Annotated in this window: 13 protein-coding genes and 1 pseudogene; 11 read left to right on the forward strand and 3 right to left on the reverse strand. The window is 41.4% G+C overall.

Going from position 1 to position 16,811, the window contains the following annotated elements:
- The first annotated feature begins 6 nt into the window (after nucleotides 1-6).
- From nirD to N1I87_RS06085, 3 genes are all read left to right on the forward strand, one after another.
- Complete coding sequence (nirD, locus tag N1I87_RS06075) at nucleotides 7-330, forward strand: nitrite reductase small subunit NirD (protein ID WP_340395967.1); 324 nt, start codon at nucleotides 7-9, stop codon at nucleotides 328-330.
- Nucleotides 327-2,468 carry an assimilatory nitrate reductase catalytic subunit NasC gene (gene nasC / locus N1I87_RS06080; RefSeq protein ID WP_003355338.1) on the forward strand — a complete coding sequence of 714 codons (2,142 nt, stop codon included), beginning with the start codon at nucleotides 327-329 and terminating at the stop codon, nucleotides 2,466-2,468. The genes nirD and nasC overlap by 4 nt, the downstream gene beginning before the upstream one ends.
- A gap of 68 nt (nucleotides 2,469-2,536) precedes the next feature.
- Nucleotides 2,537-3,757: a nitrate/nitrite transporter gene (locus N1I87_RS06085; RefSeq protein ID WP_003355337.1), complete on the forward strand. Its 1,221-nt coding sequence runs from the start codon at nucleotides 2,537-2,539 to the stop codon at nucleotides 3,755-3,757.
- A gap of 152 nt (nucleotides 3,758-3,909) precedes the next feature.
- Here the strand turns inward: N1I87_RS06085 and N1I87_RS06090 are convergent, their stop codons facing one another.
- On the reverse strand, nucleotides 3,910-4,152 hold the full coding sequence (locus N1I87_RS06090; protein ID WP_327796981.1) for a DUF2626 domain-containing protein: 243 nt from the start codon (nucleotides 4,150-4,152) through the stop codon (nucleotides 3,910-3,912).
- A gap of 403 nt (nucleotides 4,153-4,555) precedes the next feature.
- On the opposite strand from N1I87_RS06090, the pseudogene N1I87_RS17990 reads away from it, so the two are divergent.
- From N1I87_RS17990 to phnE (N1I87_RS06115), 4 genes and pseudogenes are all read left to right on the forward strand, one after another.
- Nucleotides 4,556-6,305: pseudogene (locus N1I87_RS17990) on the forward strand (hypothetical protein).
- A gap of 387 nt (nucleotides 6,306-6,692) precedes the next feature.
- A complete protein-coding gene (gene phnC / locus N1I87_RS06105) occupies nucleotides 6,693-7,463 on the forward strand; it encodes a phosphonate ABC transporter ATP-binding protein (protein ID WP_341101037.1) in 771 nt (256 codons plus the stop codon).
- Nucleotides 7,463-8,248 carry a phosphonate ABC transporter, permease protein PhnE gene (gene phnE, locus N1I87_RS06110; RefSeq protein ID WP_341101040.1) on the forward strand — a complete coding sequence of 262 codons (786 nt, stop codon included), beginning with the start codon at nucleotides 7,463-7,465 and terminating at the stop codon, nucleotides 8,246-8,248. Before phnC ends, phnE (N1I87_RS06110) begins: the two co-directional genes overlap by 1 nt.
- A 74-nt stretch (nucleotides 8,249-8,322) precedes the next feature.
- A complete protein-coding gene (gene phnE / locus N1I87_RS06115) occupies nucleotides 8,323-9,078 on the forward strand; it encodes a phosphonate ABC transporter, permease protein PhnE (RefSeq protein WP_341103293.1) in 756 nt (251 codons plus the stop codon).
- A gap of 139 nt (nucleotides 9,079-9,217) precedes the next feature.
- Here phnE (N1I87_RS06115) and N1I87_RS06120 read toward each other — a convergent pair whose 3' ends face one another.
- Both N1I87_RS06120 and N1I87_RS06125 read right to left on the reverse strand, forming a co-directional pair.
- Entirely contained in the window at nucleotides 9,218-9,463 is a 246-nt protein-coding gene (locus N1I87_RS06120; protein WP_341101041.1) for a hypothetical protein, read from the reverse strand.
- Nucleotides 9,464-10,010: 547 nt separating this feature from the next.
- Nucleotides 10,011-10,946 (reverse strand): phosphate/phosphite/phosphonate ABC transporter substrate-binding protein, encoded by a 936-nt coding sequence (locus tag N1I87_RS06125; protein WP_341101046.1) that lies wholly within the window; start codon nucleotides 10,944-10,946, stop codon nucleotides 10,011-10,013.
- Between the two features lie 123 nt (nucleotides 10,947-11,069).
- Here N1I87_RS06125 and N1I87_RS06130 point away from each other — a divergent pair, with 123 nt between their 5' ends.
- The 4 genes from N1I87_RS06130 to comGB all read left to right on the forward strand — a co-directional run bounded on the left by N1I87_RS06130 (nucleotide 11,070) and on the right by comGB (nucleotide 16,794).
- Nucleotides 11,070-12,443: an IS1380-like element ISGsp2 family transposase gene (locus N1I87_RS06130; RefSeq protein ID WP_044899598.1), complete on the forward strand. Its 1,374-nt coding sequence runs from the start codon at nucleotides 11,070-11,072 to the stop codon at nucleotides 12,441-12,443.
- A 589-nt stretch (nucleotides 12,444-13,032) separates the two neighbouring features.
- Nucleotides 13,033-14,607: a bifunctional metallophosphatase/5'-nucleotidase gene (locus N1I87_RS06135; protein WP_341101047.1), complete on the forward strand. Its 1,575-nt coding sequence runs from the start codon at nucleotides 13,033-13,035 to the stop codon at nucleotides 14,605-14,607.
- A gap of 107 nt (nucleotides 14,608-14,714) precedes the next feature.
- Complete coding sequence (gene comGA / locus N1I87_RS06140) at nucleotides 14,715-15,794, forward strand: competence type IV pilus ATPase ComGA (RefSeq protein WP_341101048.1); 1,080 nt, start codon at nucleotides 14,715-14,717, stop codon at nucleotides 15,792-15,794.
- A complete protein-coding gene (gene comGB, locus N1I87_RS06145) occupies nucleotides 15,745-16,794 on the forward strand; it encodes a competence type IV pilus assembly protein ComGB (protein WP_341103295.1) in 1,050 nt (349 codons plus the stop codon). The genes comGA and comGB overlap by 50 nt, the downstream gene beginning before the upstream one ends.
- Nucleotides 16,795-16,811 lie beyond the last annotated feature (17 nt).

The following is a 16,811-nucleotide window of genomic DNA, read 5'->3' on the forward strand; positions in this document are numbered from 1 at the left end:
GAAAATATGCGAATTAAAATAGGATCTGTTCGCCATGTTCCGGAGAGGCTGGGAAAGACCGTTGCCATTCAAAATACGAAGATCGCGTTGTTCCGTACAACAGATGGCCGTGTATATGCGATAGAGAATCGTTGTCCGCATAAAGGTGGGGATCTCTCACAAGGCATACTTTGTGAAGAAATTGTCTATTGTCCTTACCATGATTGGAAAATATCCGTCAAGGATGGAATTGTGCAAGCTCCTGATCAAGGATGTGTCAAAACGTTTCCAGTCGAGATCGAAAACGGAACGATATATATACAGTTTGACGAATTAGGTGAGTCTCAATGACGAAAGTATTAGGAAATGGTTTGCGTTTTGAAGAACAGGATTCTTCAGCCAATTTGTTGCATTCACAGTGCCCGTTTTGCAGCGTTCAATGTACAATGCAGATTTTGGAGAAGACCGAAGGCGAAAGAAAAACGTATAAAGTGGCGCCGACCCAAAACTCGACCTCCAATGGACGTCTTTGTATCAAAGGGTTAAATGCGCATCAGCATGCTTACCATCCGGAGCGTCTGCAGTATCCGCTTTTAAAAGCGGATGGAAAATTTGTCCGTGTCAGTTGGAAAGAAGCGTTGGAGTTCATTAAAGAAAATTTTTTCAATATTCAGAAAGGGAATGGCTGTGACTCTATTGGAGTTTACGGGAGCGGATCACTGACCAATGAGGAAGCTTATTTGCTCGGTAAATTCGCCCGTGTGGCCTTAAAGACAAAATACATTGATTACAACGGCCGCTTTTGCATGTCCGCAGCAGCGTCCGCCATGAATGATGCGTTTGGAATGGATCGTGGACTTACAAACAAGATCACGGAAATCCCCTATACTAGCTGCATCATTTTGGCGGGAACCAATATAGCCGAGTGTCAGCCGACCATCTGGCCGTATTTTCATCAAGCGAAACAAAACGGAGCTTTTATCATAGTGATTGATCCGAGGGAAACAGCCACGAGTAAGTTGGCCGATTTGCACCTAAAAGTGAAACCGGGAACAGATGCAGCATTAGCAAACGGATTTTTAAAAGTCATTTTTGAGGAAGGATATGTGGATCAAGTTTTTGTCGATCAGAAAACGGAAGGATTTGCAGAACTGAAAGCCCATATGAACCATATTCAATTGGAGGAAATCGAGGCGTTAACAGATATTCCGGCAGAAAAGATACGATTGGCAGCTAGACAATATGCGACAGCGCCAACAGGAATGATTTTTACCGCTCGAGGAGTTGAACAGCAAACAAACGGATATTTGACTGTAAGAAATTTTATTAATCTCGTCCTGGTGACTGGAAAAATTGGCAAATTTGGATGTGGATTTGGAGCCATTACCGGACAAGCAAATGGCCAAGGAGGACGGGAACATGGGCAAAAAGCAGATCAACTTCCCGGATATCGTTCGATTGTTCATCCTGAACATCGAAAATATATAGCGAAAGTATGGGGAATAGATGAAAAGGATTTGCCGGGAAAAGGGGTATCCGCCTTCGAGATGATGCAAAAAATAGCCAAAAAAGAAATTTTGGGACTATTTGTGATGGGTTCAAATCCTGTCATGTCCAATCCCAACGCCTTATTCGTTGAGAAAGCATTGAAATCCTTACAATGTCTTATTGTGGTAGACACCTTTCTATCAGAGACAGCGCAGTTGGCTGATTTAGTGTTGCCATCTTCTGGCTATTTGGAAGACGAGGGGACGATGACCAATTTTGAAGGGAGAGTTACATGGCGGCCAGCAAAAAAAGAACTTCCCAATGAAGTCAAACATGATTGGCAAATTCTTTGTGAAATAGCCAAAGTCTTAGGGAAAGGAACCTATTTTTCCTTTTCTTCACCGGAAGAAATTTTTGAAGAGCTGCGGCTGGCGAGTAAAGGAGGAAAAGCCGATTATTACGGAATTACGTATGACCGCCTCCGGAGAGAAAGAGTATACTGGCCTTGTCCTTCCATCGGTCATCCAGGAACGGGAAGACTGTTTGAACAAGCATTCGCCCATCCGGATGGAAAAGCAAGACTGATGGCTGTCGAAAACAAATATCCAAAGGAATCCATATCTGAAAACTACCCGCTCTATTTAACAACCGGAAGAGTGCTTCCGCATTATTTAACGGGGGTGCAGACACGGAGAAGTCCGGCTTTGGCAGCCCGCTATACGGAATCATTTATTGAAATACATCCAAAGACAGCAAAAAAATATAAAATTGAACCGAATGTTTTAGTAAAAATAGAATCAGCAAGGGGCTCGGCTGTAGCGCGCAGCAAATATTCCTTAAAAATTCGCGAAGATACAGTATTTGTGCCTATTCATTGGGGCCGAAAGCAAAATATTAATCAAATTACAACGGATGATCTTGATCCTGTTTGCAAAATGCCCGGTTTTAAAGTTTGTGCTGTCAAGATTCGCCCAATGGTAAATTTGGAAAAAAGTGTATAAAAAGGTCTAATGGCAAGAATGGTGGCATTTTACGGGTTGGGAAAAAGGTTTTCAAAGGGGGAACGAAAATGACCGTCAAACATTTTTTTAAAATTGGTCATGTACCTACGTTAGTTTCGTCATTTTTGTACTTTGACATTAGTTTTATGATTTGGGTGATCTTAGGGTCTACAGGCACATTTATAGCAGAACACTTGGGGTTGACTTCCGCTGAAAAGGGTATGATGGTCGCCATACCCGTGTTGGGCGGCGCTTTGCTCCGTATTCCGATGGGGCTTCTGGCTGACCGTTGGGGAGGAAAGAAAATAGGGATCATCGGAATGATTTTAACGATGGTTCCCTTGTTTTGGGGGTGGTTACTGGCAGATGGCTTGAATGAAATTTATGCATTAGGTTTTTTATTAGGGATTGCCGGCGCAAGTTTTGCGGTTGCCCTTCCGTTAGCAAGCCGATGGTATCCAAAGGAATATAGGGGGCTAGCCATGGGCATTGCTGGAGCAGGAAATAGCGGTACGGTGTTGGCGACTTTATTTGGTCCAAGATTGGCAGAAGCGTATGGATGGAATGCAGTCTTTGGTTTGGCCCTTATCCCGCTTTTCATCGTATTGGTCATTTTCTGTTTGTTTGCGAAGGACTGCCCAACGGCTGTCAGGCCAACCAAAATCGTTGAGTATCAACGCGTGTTCAAAAGGAAGGAAACATGGCTATTCAGTTTTTTTTACAGCCTTTCTTTTGGTGGATTTGTTGGATTGACTAGTTATTTATCTATATTTTTCTTGGATCAATACGGAGTGGATAAAGTAACAGCAGGTGATTTTGTCACGTTCATCGTGTTAGCTGGGAGTTGCGCTCGGCCGATTGGCGGATATTTAGGAGACAGGTATAGCGGGCTTTCATTGATTTTTTGGTTATTCATCGGGGCTTTCGCTGCCCTCTTTTTGGTCGGTATTCTTCCACCGCTGTCTGTTTCGCTTCCTTTATTGCTTTTGACATTCCTATTTTTAGGCGCAGCCAATGGAGCAGTCTTTCAAGCGATTTCCGAGTATTTTATGAAAGAAGTGGGATTAGTGACAGGAATCGTTGGTGCGGCTGGTGGATTAGGGGGATTCTTCTTGCCTAATATTCTAGGGATGTTTAAACAATGGACCAACTCTTATACGTACGGATTTTGGCTCATTTCCGCAACGATTTTAACAGCCGTTTATTTAGTTGCAAAACTCCAAAAAGAAAGTGCACGTAATCGCCGCCAAAATGATGAACAAATCAAAACAGCCACCATTCCCAAATAGTTGTTTCTTCGATTGAAAGCTCTTGCTGCCTCAAAGGCAGCGAGAGCTTTTCGTTGTTTTTAAGGTGTGTATCTAAGGAGTGCAGAATTAAATGTTAGACCGGTCGAAAGCTTAGGATAGCGTAGCCATGTCTTGATCGTATGGTGCGTGTATTACTGTCCGCCGCCTAATGGCATCATGAAGTTCGTCCAATACGTGAAGCCTGCAAAGAAAATCGTCAAATAAGCCCCAAAGACATACATATACATACGTTCCGATAGTTTCAAATATCCTAGTAGATAAAAAAACCCTGTCTGAGCCAAGAAAATGAGCGAGGTGATTTTCATGTCTCCCAAGTAAAACATGATCGTAAAGATGGCGGTCCAAAAACCAAGTACACGAAACATTCGATCCACAATGCATCCCTCCTTTGTCCCTCTCATTATTAAAAACATTATAATGGAAAGGACATCCAAATGTAAATAACGCTTTCATTAACAAATATGTCAAATTTCGTGGGGGCTTTTTTCGCCTCATGGGACTTCCTTTTGATATTGTTATTTTCTCTATTGCAGCTCTTCTTTAGTTTTTTGCGATTCATTTTCGAATATTCCTTTAAACATCCCTTTCTTTTTTGGTTAATCCTCATCCAATTCTTAACCTTTTATTCATAATATATTAACAAAATATTTGCAATATTCAGTTATAATTTTCTATGTTAACGAAAAAAAAAGGACGATACTATCAATTATAGGGATGCCATTATTCTACAAATCATACAAAATTGTGTCGTTTCACCAATCATTTGGGAGGGTGCATATGAAAAACATACGAAGGTTATTTTTGAAAATTTTTCTTGCAGTTCTGTTCATTGGAATTGGCTTCCCGATTGCTGGCTTGAACCAGGTTAAAGCCGAGGGACCATTAGATCCGGCTCCTCAAATATACCCGACTGCGCCAAATAGCAAGAAAGTATTATTCGATAACACTCATGGACAAACAGCAGGTGCTGCGGATTGGGTGATTGATGGAGCATTTTCTGATTTTGCCAATGCGATTGCAAAAGAAGGGTATTTTTTCAAGAACTTCGAAAAACAACTCCCATTACCTATGATGATTTAAAAAACTTCGATGTGTTTGTCGTTCCGGAAGCGAACATACCGTATAAAACATCCGAACAAGATGCCATGATCCAGTATGTTCAAAATGGCGGAAGCATTTTCTTTATTTCCGATCATTACAATGCGGATCGAAACAAAAACCGCTGGGACGCTTCAGAAGTATTCAATGGCTATCGCCGTGGTGCATTTGATAATCCTAAGAAAGGAATGTCTGTAGAGGAAGCTGCATCTGAGGCAATGAAAGATGTTCAATGTTCTGATTGGTTAGCGGAACATTTCGGAGTTCGCTTCCGTTATAATGCGATAGGTGATGTGAATGCTACAACGGTTGTTGATCCAAGTGATTCTTTCGGAATTACAGAAGGGGTTCATTCCCTTGCTGTCCATGCCGGGTCTACATTAGCTATTCTCGATCCTGAAAAAGCAAAAGGTTTAGTATACCTTCCTAAATTAACACCAAATGATAAGTGGAATTATGCCGTAGATCAAGGTGTTTATTTTAGAGGCGGTATTGAAGAAGGTCCATTTGTAGCCATTTCGAAAGTTGGAAAAGGGAAAGCTGCATTTATCGGGGATTCTTCATCAGTAGAAGATGCGTCGCCAAAATATTTAAATGAAGAAACAGGGACAACGAAAAAGACTTATGACGGTTTTAAAGAACAAGATGATTCCAAAATTTTAACCCATTTAGTGAATTGGTTATCGGTGAAAGAATCCTATCCATCATTCAAGGATCAAGGAATTACGTTAGACAAACCATCGCCTTTTTTAAACATAGAAATACCGAGTCAATCTACCGAACCAAAACCCGAACCATGGGCACCTCCTGCTACTGATTATAAATGGTATGATCCTAGCACATTTAAAGAAGGTTCTTACGGTTTCACAAAAACATCAGATGCAAAACCAGCCTATTCTTTTCAACATCAAGATGTTCTGCCAAATGCAGAGGAATTCCAAATTCGTGTCTCTATAGACCATCTTTTACCCGGACAAACGGTAAGTGGATTGAACGCTGGGATCTTTCTTGTTGGCGGAGAGCAAGTGGCTCAGTTCCGAAATCAAGACGGCACTTGGCCGGGCATGTATGGCTATAGTTCTTCGTTCAGTGTTACTGCAGATGCGTCAGGACACGCGGCAAAAGTGTTAACGGTAAAAATAAAACCAGGTACTGAAGGGCCAGCTAAACTTCGTTTACGAAATGGAAAAACAAATTTGATCACGCAAGATGTCACCATTGGGAATGTTGAAAGTATTCCACTATCAGAAAATAGGTCTGACATTCCTGAAAAAATTCAATAGAAGAGACCCGTAATATAGAGAAAGGAACGGCAGTAAAACCAGGAGGAATTGTAACAATTGAGCCCATGTGTTTCTGGTTGAATAGAATTCAGCAGAAATTAAGTGTTCCAAAGGAAAGACCATATTTTCCTTTGGAAATAAGGTGAAAAGGACCGCACCTGCAACGTTTTTTCAAAACTGAATTTTAATTCACGACCCCGATTGAATGTGAGAAAATCAGCTAGTCAAATTCAAAAGATGCTGCAAGCAATGAATGATCTCGGTCTTCATAATCTATTTACATTTAGGGAGAGGTAAAATCTTTTTCTCCAGAATAATCATTTCAAATCAGGCCATGAATCCATCGTTTACGAAGAGATTGTCAGAACGAAAGACGATCGAGTTGGCTTGTGTGCGTCGTGGAGGAGGAAAAAGGAAATCTCCTATTTCCTAAATCTTCTTCATATGACGAAGAGATTCAATTTTAAACGATAGCCTAAAGAATGATTCTTTATGCATAATATCTATTCCTATGAAGGAAGTTGGGTTGCTTCATGATTGAGTTTAAAAATGTTCAAAAAATTTATCCAAATGGGACGGTTGGTCTACAAAAGATTAATTTGAAAATACATAAAGGGGAATTTGTCGTCATTGTGGGCTTGTCAGGTGCTGGTAAATCAACGCTGTTACGGTCCATTAATCGATTGCATGAGATTACAGAAGGTGAAATTTTCATAGATGGTCAGTCGATCACAAAAGCCCGTGGCAAAGAGCTTCTTCGTATTCGTCGAGATATCGGGATGATTTTTCAAAACTTTAATTTAGTAAAAAGGTCATCGGTTCTTCGCAATGTTCTTTCAGGGCGTGTAGGCTACCACTCGACCATCAGAACGATTCTAGATCTTTGGCCAAAAAAGGACATTGCGTTGGCTATGGATGCTTTAAATCGTGTGAATATGAGCGAAAAGGCGTATTCACGCGCCGATGAACTTTCCGGCGGCCAGCAGCAGCGGGTCTCGATTGCAAGGGCGCTCGCCCAAGAAGCAAAGATTATTCTTGCAGATGAACCAGTCGCTTCTCTTGACCCTCTAACGACGCTTCAAGTGATGGATGATTTAAAACGTGTTAATCAAGAACTTGGAATTACAACCATTGTAAACCTTCACTTTATTGATCTAGCACGTAAATATGCCACGCGCATTATCGGTATTCGTGCAGGTGAAATAGTATTTGATGGTCCAGTAGAAGAGGCTACGGATGAAGTTTTTGCAGAAATTTATGGCCGTCCTATTCATAAGGACGAGTTGTTAGGGGCGTCAAAGTAATGGAAATAGATGTTATCAAAAAAAGGCGCATTGGTCGCATGAAAATCATTTTGTCTATCATTTTGCTTATTCTACTTTTATGGGGCAGCGGATATCGGACAAATATCTCTTTGTATGACTTTTTTGTTGGGATACCGAATATTTGGTCAACGTTGCTGGATATGTTTCCGCCTGATTGGGGCTATTTTCATTATGTGATCGGTCCGATGCTGGAAACGATTCGTATTGCCATTATTGGGACTACTATTGGAGGCCTTTTATCCATTCCGATCGTTTTATTATCATCAAGGAATGTTACCAGATCGCCGCTTTTATTTTATACAGCACGTTTTATTCTCAATCTCATTCGAACAATACCAGAATTGTTGCTGGCAGCATTGTTTGTTCCCATTTTTGGGATAGGCCCTATTGCAGGTATTTTTGCCATTACCATATTTTCGCTCGGTGTTATAGCGAAACTTGCATATGAAGCAGTAGAGGCGATTGATCCCGGTCCGCTCGAAGCGATGACAGCGGTGGGGGCAAACAAAATTCAATGGATTTTCTTTGGCGTTGTGCCTCAAGTGGCCGCCAATTATATGTCTTATTTTCTTTATTCATTTGAAATTAATATAAGAGCAGCTGTTATTCTTGGTTATGTTGGTGCAGGCGGAATTGGGCTTATTCTAAATAATGTACTTGCCTCCTATCAATACAGTCGCGCGTTGTCCATAATTCTTTCCACACTGGTTGTTGTCACCATGATTGACACGATCAGCAATAAAATTCGGGAGAAATTGCTATGAGCAGGGAATCGAATCATAAAAGAGATGTCGCTATTGCAAAAGACATACAGAGACAATTGCTTAAAAAGCGTATCATGAAATGGACAAGCCTTTTTGTCGTCATATTCCTTTACATCTGGGCATTTAAAGGGATGAAGGATTTCCATATTGGTAAAAATGCGGTAAAGTCTATGAAGGCGATATTAGGAGGATTTATTCATCCAGACTGGGATTATATTATAGAACCCGGCGGTGAGGATTTAATTCACGCATTGATGGATACGCTGGCCATTGCGGTACTTGGTACGTTTATTTCCGCCGTTCTTTCTGTTCCTTTTGCCTTTTGGGCTGCTCGAAATATGAGTAAACACAAGTGGGTTTCAAGTACTGGTAAATTTGTGCTGGCTACTATTCGGGTATTTCCTGAACTCATTATGGCGATCATTTTTGTCTCAGCTGTTGGTCTAGGTCCTTTTGCTGGTATTCTTGCTTTGGGATTTCATTCTGTCGGGATGCTCGGAAAACTGTTTGCGGAAGCAATCGAAAACAAGGATTTAAGCTCTCGTGAGGCATTGATTGCCTCTGGCGCAAACAAAATTCAAACGTTTTGGCTTGCAGTCATTCCTCAAGTATTGCCAGAATTCTTATCTTACACATTGTATCGATTTGAGATTAGTGTTCGTGCCGCCACCATTCTTGGCATTGTCGGTGCTGGAGGGATTGGTGCTCCTCTCATCTTTGCTTTGCAAGGTCATACTTGGGACCGCGTCGGGATCATATTCATTGGGATTGTCGTGATGGTCACCATGATTGATTATATTTCAGGGGCCATTCGAAAACGCCTCGTATAATAAAAGTCTTTTTGTATAGAGAAGGAGATTTTCTGGCCCTCACTGAATGGAGATATTATATATGAAGAATGTCGTATTCTAAAAGGCTGGACGATTTTCAGAATTACCCGCTGCTATTGTTTTTTCTTTTAACAAATATTTATGGGGAACTCCAAATCATCCCAACGACAAATACCCATAGAATATAAATAATAACTGTGAGCAAGTTAGCCCATATTGCTATATGGTTCATTACTAGGCTTTTTTTGTCCTTACGCTTTCCGACGTAACCTATAAAACTACCTATTATCCATAAAGCAATAAAAAGGTATCCATTTGGATTTTGAGCAAAAACGATCATTAAAATGGTGATGATCCAAAGACCTAATGAAAAGTATTTATACAAAAATGTTCCCCTTTTTTACGATTTAATATTATGTTATTTTACGTAATAAAAAAGATGTTGGAAATGAATTCCACATCTTTTTTGCATTTGTCCTTGTCTTAATAGAAAAAATCCACGAAGTTGAAAATACGCATTGCCACGATCATGTCCCGGAAAGGAAACTGCTCTAATAATGCCGTGATAGAATCGTTTTATTCCTCATTAAGGACAGAAACGTTCCATTCAAAAGATAAATCATATCTCACTCGCTTTAGTGTCAAAACATAGTTCAAATGACTGTCCATTATAAGTCAAATTCGAATTCAGGCAAAATGAAACTACCTTGCCCTTGTTGAATTCAGGAAACTGGCCAGCATAGTTGTTTTTCTATGGATCAAACAAGTGGTTCATTCCAAAACAGAGTGGGGATGGGATTCGATAGTGATCGCAATAACCTTAATGAAACCATCTAGATTCAACTTGCAGCAAAGCCATTTTATGATTGGTGAGACAAGGAAAAGGGCGCCAAAGTATGTAGACGCCCTTTTAACCAATTTTAATTTGCACATTACTTTCCAATTTCCTTGATTTTTTCGTTGTATTCACGAACAATATCAAAGTTTGCGTCCTTGGAAGGTATGTATCCAACATGGGAATAAATATTAAGAATAATCTTTTGGCCTTCTGGGTCTTTTCCAATTGCTACAAAAGCATCGGAGATTTTTTTCTTCCATTTCACTGACATGTCAGGTCGGACACTGATCGTATCGTTCGGGATTTTTTCTGTTTTAAAGAGAATTCGTGTTTGATCCCATATATCTGGATATTCTTTAGCAACAATATTTCTTGCATCAAGGAAGACCGCTGCCGCGTCTACATCTCCGTTCATTAAGGCGGAAATAGCTTTATCGTGGCCTTGAACTTGAATTCCAGTTACATCTTTTTGCGCATCAATACCATGTTCTTTCATATAAATAGCCGGCCATACATAACCCGCAGATGAAGTTGGTGATTGCCAAGCGACTTTTTTCCCTTTTAAGTCTTTGACGTCTTTGATGTTGGAATCTTTTTTTACTAGCATGATAGCGTAATAGTAATCCACAAGTTCATTTGTATTTTTTCCGTTTTCGGGGATGACGCCATAGCGTTGTGCTTGCAAAAGAACGTCCGCGGCCCCCTGTTTATGGGCGATGACATAATCGGTTGGCGGCAAGAATCCGAGATCAAGTTGCTTTGATTTTAAAGCTTGAACGACCGCATTGTAATCTGTGGTTACGGTCACTTTTACAGGGATGCTAAGTTTCTTGGACAGTAAATCTGCAAGAGGTTTCGCACGTGCTTCCAGCGTTTCTGCATTTTGTGAAGGTACGAACCCAATGGTTAATTCCTTTGGAACATACCCGTTGCCACTTTCGGAATGGGTTACTTTATCGCTGCCACAACCAGAAAGTACGCCAATCATCAACGCAAAAGCAGCGACAAAAATGGTTAAACGTTTGATCATGATTCGACCTCCTAATTCAAAATAATACCTGAATCCGTGACAAAACATCTTTACAATGGTCGCAAACCGTTGATACGATAAGGAAAAACGACGTTGACGATTCTTCATCAAGTAGGTGATGTGATGAAAGATTTCCCGATTCGGTTTGTATTGACAGATGAAGCGATTACCCCAAGTGCTGGGCTTGCTCTCGTTGGCTACTTACTCCATCGAACGAAACTGGATAAACGGGTAAACGCACTTCGGCTTCCAACGGTTCGTCGAGAAGTGCACATTTCCCATAGCGATGTCATTCGCTCGATGATTGGCTTGCTTGCCACAGGAAAAACGGATTTCGATCATATCGAAGCGTATCGTCAGGACGATATCTTTTCGGCATCGATGGGGATTCAGCACGTGCCTTCCTCTCCAACCTTGCGACAACGACTCGATCAGCTCGCTTGTCTTCCGATGACCGAAACGATTCTTTGGGAGGAGTCCATACGTCTGTTGATTCAACGACATGCCACTTTGTCCCCTTGTTGGACCAAAGGAAAGACGACATGGCTTCCCCTTGATATAGATGGTTCCCCATTTGACAACTCCGATACGAAAAAAGAAGGAGTCAGTCGAACGTATAAAGGATTTGACGGTTTTACACCGTTGTTTGCGTATGCAGGGAAGGAAGGGTATCTCGTTCATGCCGAGTTGCGTCCAGGGAAACAACATGTGCAAGACAACATGCCCTCGTTTTTAGTCACCGCTATCCGTCGAGCTCGTCAACTGACTTCATCTCGTCTGCTTGTTCGCATGGATGCAGGAAACGATGCAGAAGCGAATGTGCACGTATGCCTAAAGGAAGACGTGGACTTTGTCATCAAGCGAAACTTACGCCGAGAATCGAAAGCGCTTTGGTTCCAGATCGCTTCGCAAAAGGGCAAACGTGTCGATGATGGACAAAGCGAAGGAGTACAAACCTATGAGCTATGCCTTCCACAGAAGGCAGCGATCGATGGAAACACGTATACGTACGTTCAAGTCACCCAAGTAACGGAACGGACGATGGAACGCAATGGACAGCTGATGCTCGTTCCTGATTATGAAGTGGAAAGCTATTGGGTGCGGCTCAAAGGATACGAGCATGTTCGAATGAGCGATGTGCTCGCGTTGTATCATGACCATGCGACATGCGAACAGTTTCATAGCGAACTGAAGAGCGACTTAGATTTAGAGCGGCTTCCATCTGGGAAGATGAAAACGAATGCGCTCGTGTTGGTCATGGGAGCCTTCGTTTACAATCTTCTTCGTCTGATTGGACAAGATCTATTAAGCGATCCGAGACATCCGTTGCACCACAAAGTGAAACGCCGCCGCATCAAGACGATTATTCAGACGGTGATCACGATGGCAGGGCGACTCGTCCGTCGATCACGACAGATCTGGATGAAACTGACGCGAAGGAGTGGCTATAGCGAGCCCCTACTGAACGTCTATCAGAAATGGAGAGAGGCAAGATAACGAACGAATGTTCGGGCACTAATGTCCAACGTCACTCCCTGTGCTTTTTTGTCTATTTTTTTGGTTCGTATACCTAAAAAAGAGATTTGTTCCATTTTCGGAAATAGAGATGACATAGGTCATAAGCATAAAAAGGGTTTTATGGATTATCAATCCATCAAAATTACAACAAAATCAAAGTCGATTTCAATTCATCACGGATTCAGGTAATAATATTTCTACCATAATATAGCATTAAAATTAATCTCTCTGATTAATATATTGTAAATATTCAGTCAATTTTATGTGAAAATCATGTGATGGATGTATAATGAAAGCGCTCCTATTCGATCTTTTCTCTTTTTTCAATCTACTTTCTCCTTGCTAATAGACATATTTAAAACGGTAACGAATGAAGTCCACTTGCGAATCGTTTTTTGAGCCAATTTCGTTTTTATAATTGAATGTGTACGAAAACAGCTAATTGTATATTCTCTGCTGAATCTTTTCAAACTGTGCTTAAATTGTCATGAAGATATTCCCACTGTGAAAAAGGGTTTGATATACTGAAGAAAATGAAATTTCTGACTATAAGAGAAAGGGTTATAATATGCAAACGGTAGAAATAGTCATATTGGAAACAAGCGATCTACATGGAAACATATTGCCGATCAACTACGGGACTAACGAAATGGCAGAGAAAGGGTTGGCGAAAGTGGCTGCCCTGATAAAAAAAGAAAGAGAAAAAAATCCTGATGCTGTGTTAATCGATGGCGGAGACGTCATTCAAGGAACCCCTCTGACTTACCATCATGCACGTTTTCAAAGTCATGAACCTAACCCGATGATCAAAATTTTAAATCAATTAGAGTATGATGCCGGGGTCATCGGCAATCATGAGTTCAATTACGGATTGGAATTTTTGAACAAGGCTGTAGATGAATCTGCCTATCCATGGCTTTCTGCAAATATCATAGACAAAGAAACTGAAAAACCTTATTTCGGCAAACCTTATATCATAAAAACCGTTTCTCAAGGAATTCGAATAGGCATTCTAGGAGTAACGACACCATACATACCTAACTGGGAAAAGAAAGAACATATCAAGGGGCTTCGCTTTGATGATGCGGCAGAGACGGCCAAGAAGTGGGTCCGCTTTTTGAAAGAACAGGAAAAGGCTGATCTTGTCGTGGTGGCTTATCATGGCGGATTTGAACGTGATCTTGACACAGGTGAGGCAACCGAAACGTTTACCGGCGAAAATCAAGCGTATCAAATATGTATGGAAGTTCCGGGCATCGATGTGCTTCTCACGGGTCATCAGCATCGCAAGCTCGCTGGAAAAAACATTAATGGCGTAACGATTCTTCAACCGGGATGTAATGGGATTGCTCTTGGAAAAGTAACGGTGGAAATGGAAAAGACAGACGATGGATGCCGCATAAAAGGCAAACATTCAGAACTTCTTTCCGTGAACGGGGTGGAGCCAGATCAAGAAGTGATAAGATTGGCAGAACCCTATGAACAAGCTGTTCAAAAATGGCTTGATCAACCGATTGGGTATGTTCAAGGGGATATGACCGTTTCTGATCCAATGGAAATTCGATTAAAAGATCACCCTCTCATTGAATTTATTAACCATGTTCAAATGGATGCCGCCGGCGTAGATATCTCCAACACGGCTTTGTTTGATAATCAATCTCCGGGATTCTCATCCATTGTGACGATGCGCAGTGTGGTCGCCAACTACATTTATCCGAATACATTAGTTGTATTGCGGGTGAAGGGTAAGGTCATAAAAGACGCGTTGGAAAAATCAGCGAGTTATTTTGAACGGCTTGCCGACGGATCTATTCAGGTAAGCGATGCATTTACGACGCCCAAGCCTCAGCATTATAACTACGATATGTGGGAAGGCATCGAGTATATCATTGATCTTCGCAAGCCTGTCGGACAACGTGTGACCCACTTGAATTATAAGGGTCAGCCGCTTCGTGCAGACCAACAAGTAGATGTCGTGATGAATCATTATCGCGCTGGCGGAGGCGGTGACTATTGGATGTATAAAAACCAGCCCGTTGTGAAGGAGATTCCGATCGATGTCCCCGAGTTAATTGCCAATTATTTTTTAAAACACAAAGTCATTGAGGCAGTCGTCGATGAAAATTGGAAAGTGATTTATTAGTGATAGACAAAAAACATCGAAAAATTTTAAATATTTTTGAAGGATTTTTGCGGAAATAGTCGAATAGAAAAAAGGAAAGCGGGATAAGAAAGGTGGTGCGAACGTTTTTGTCCTATGAAAGAAATGTGGAACAACTAGTGGAAGACGCGCTTTCCTTGTTTGCAACAGATATTCATTTTGAGCCCAAAACACATGGATATCAAGTTCAATTACGCACTCACGGATTGTTGACGCCTTTTCTGAAGCTGACAGTCAAGGAAGGAGAACGGCTGATTTCCCAATTCAAATATATGGCCTCGATGGATATCAGCGAAAAAAGAAAGCCTCAGAGCGGTTCCCTTCTATTAGAAACGAAGAAAGGAAAAATCGCTCTCCGCGTTTCCACTCTTCCGAGCGTGCTTCAGAGAGAAAGTTTGGCCATTCGGCTTTCACCGCAAAAATCCTCCATGGATGTTTATCGTCTGTCTCTCTTTCCAAACTCCGTAAAAAAGCTTTTATCTCTTCTCCGTTATTCCCACGGTCTAATGATTTTCACCGGTCCAACCGGCAGCGGCAAAACTACTACACTCTATTCTCTTGTTTCCCATAGTACTCGTCATTTTAACCAGAAAGTGATTACGTTGGAGGACCCTGTGGAGCGCCAGAATGACGGCTGGCTCCAACTTCAAGTGAACGAGAAAGCGGGTCTGACATATTCAGCGGGGCTTAAGGCTATTCTCCGCCATGATCCCGATATTGTCATTGTCGGAGAAATACGTGATGAAGAAACCGCCCGCATCACTATGAGAGCGGCGTTAACCGGTCATTTAGTTTTGACCACGATGCATACAAAGGATGCCAAAGGAGCTATTTATCGGTTGCTTGAATTTGGCATTGAATGGCATGATATTCAACAGACGCTTGTGGCGGTTTCGGCTCAAAGGCTTGTACGGCTTTTATGCCCTTTTTGCGGGGAATCTTGTTCTCCCTATTGTCCTAGTCAGTTTCGTCAAAAGCGCGCTACCATTTATGAGATCATCAGCGGTGCAGTACTGCAAGAAGTTTTAAAGGAAGCCGTTGGAAAGGAAGGACGATACACTTATCCAACGCTGAAACAACTCATACGAAAGGGGATCGGTCTTGGATTTCTTGCGAATGATGAATTGGATCGCTGGGTTTTGGAAGAGGAAACACCGAAAAAGATATGAAGGTGATTTTATCTACAGGCTTGGAGAAATGTTGAATGAAGGATTCAACATTGGAGATTCGTTGGAATTTCTGTTTATGAATCTGTATAAGCGCGATCAGAGCACACTACAGATGACAACTTCGCAGTTGAAGAATGGAGCCCCGCTTTCTCAAATTCTTCAGCAATTAGAGTTTTCTTCTATGGTTTGTTTGCAGGTGTATTTTGCTGAAAGGCATGGAAAGCTTGCGGATACTTTACTATATGCCGGAAACCAACTGAGAAAAGGAAACAAAACGAAGGAAAAGATGTTGAAATTGCTTCAGTACCCGGCTTTTCTCCTTTTCCTTCTCTTGATCATACTCTTCTTTTTGGATCAATGGATTTTGCCGCGGTTTAAAGTTCTTTATTCCTCCGTTGGTTTCACTGCAAGCGGAAGCGCCCGCTTTTTTATGCTATTTCTTCAAACCGCTCCTTCACTCATATTTTTTATAACCATTGTTGGAATGACAGCCGTTTTCCTGTTTCTAGCTTATTATTCCAAACAATCCCCGGGGAGAAAAGGAAAACTTCTATTAAAACTCCCATTTGTCCGCGATTATTTTACCCTTTATTTCACTCAAATATTTTCCAAAGAATTTTCCCAATTGCTTTCCACCGGTTTTGCCGTTAATGAGATTCTCCAAATTTTTCACAAACAGACGGTTTATCCTTTTTTTGCCTATATTGCAAATGAAATTAATCAAGAACTGAAGCAAGGCAGCTCATTTGCGGATGTGGTGAAAGATCTTCCTTTCTTTGATTCTCATCTGGCAGCAATGATCCGGCACGGGGAAAAATGTGGTCATTTGGAGCAAGAATTAAAGTATTTCAGTCATTTTTGCGAACAACAACTGGAAAAAAAGATTCGGAAAGCCTTAGCGATTTTGCAGCCTGCCATTTTTATCATTGTCGGACTGTCTGTCATTTCGATTTATCTTTCTGTGATGCTTCCCGTTTTTCAAATGATTGAGTCCATATAAAGACAAGGAGGAGAAAC

This window comes from Bacillus sp. FSL W8-0102 (genome assembly GCF_038007225.1).
Taxonomy (GTDB): domain Bacteria; phylum Bacillota; class Bacilli; order Bacillales; family DSM-4216; genus Bacillus_O; species Bacillus_O smithii.

Coding starts and splice junctions, on each gene's coding strand:
- nirD (WP_340395967.1), top strand. CDS start 7: ATGCGAATTAAAATAGGATCTGTTCGCCATGTTCCGGAGAGGCTGGGA.
- nasC (WP_003355338.1), top strand. CDS start 327: ATGACGAAAGTATTAGGAAATGGTTTGCGTTTTGAAGAACAGGATTCT.
- N1I87_RS06085 (WP_003355337.1), top strand. CDS start 2,537: ATGACCGTCAAACATTTTTTTAAAATTGGTCATGTACCTACGTTAGTT.
- phnC (WP_341101037.1), top strand. CDS start 6,693: ATGATTGAGTTTAAAAATGTTCAAAAAATTTATCCAAATGGGACGGTT.
- phnE (WP_341101040.1), top strand. CDS start 7,463: ATGGAAATAGATGTTATCAAAAAAAGGCGCATTGGTCGCATGAAAATC.
- phnE (WP_341103293.1), top strand. CDS start 8,323: ATGAAATGGACAAGCCTTTTTGTCGTCATATTCCTTTACATCTGGGCA.
- N1I87_RS06125 (WP_341101046.1), bottom strand. CDS start 10,946: ATGATCAAACGTTTAACCATTTTTGTCGCTGCTTTTGCGTTGATGATT.
- N1I87_RS06130 (WP_044899598.1), top strand. CDS start 11,070: ATGAAAGATTTCCCGATTCGGTTTGTATTGACAGATGAAGCGATTACC.
- N1I87_RS06135 (WP_341101047.1), top strand. CDS start 13,033: ATGCAAACGGTAGAAATAGTCATATTGGAAACAAGCGATCTACATGGA.
- comGB (WP_341103295.1), top strand. CDS start 15,745: ATGAATTGGATCGCTGGGTTTTGGAAGAGGAAACACCGAAAAAGATAT.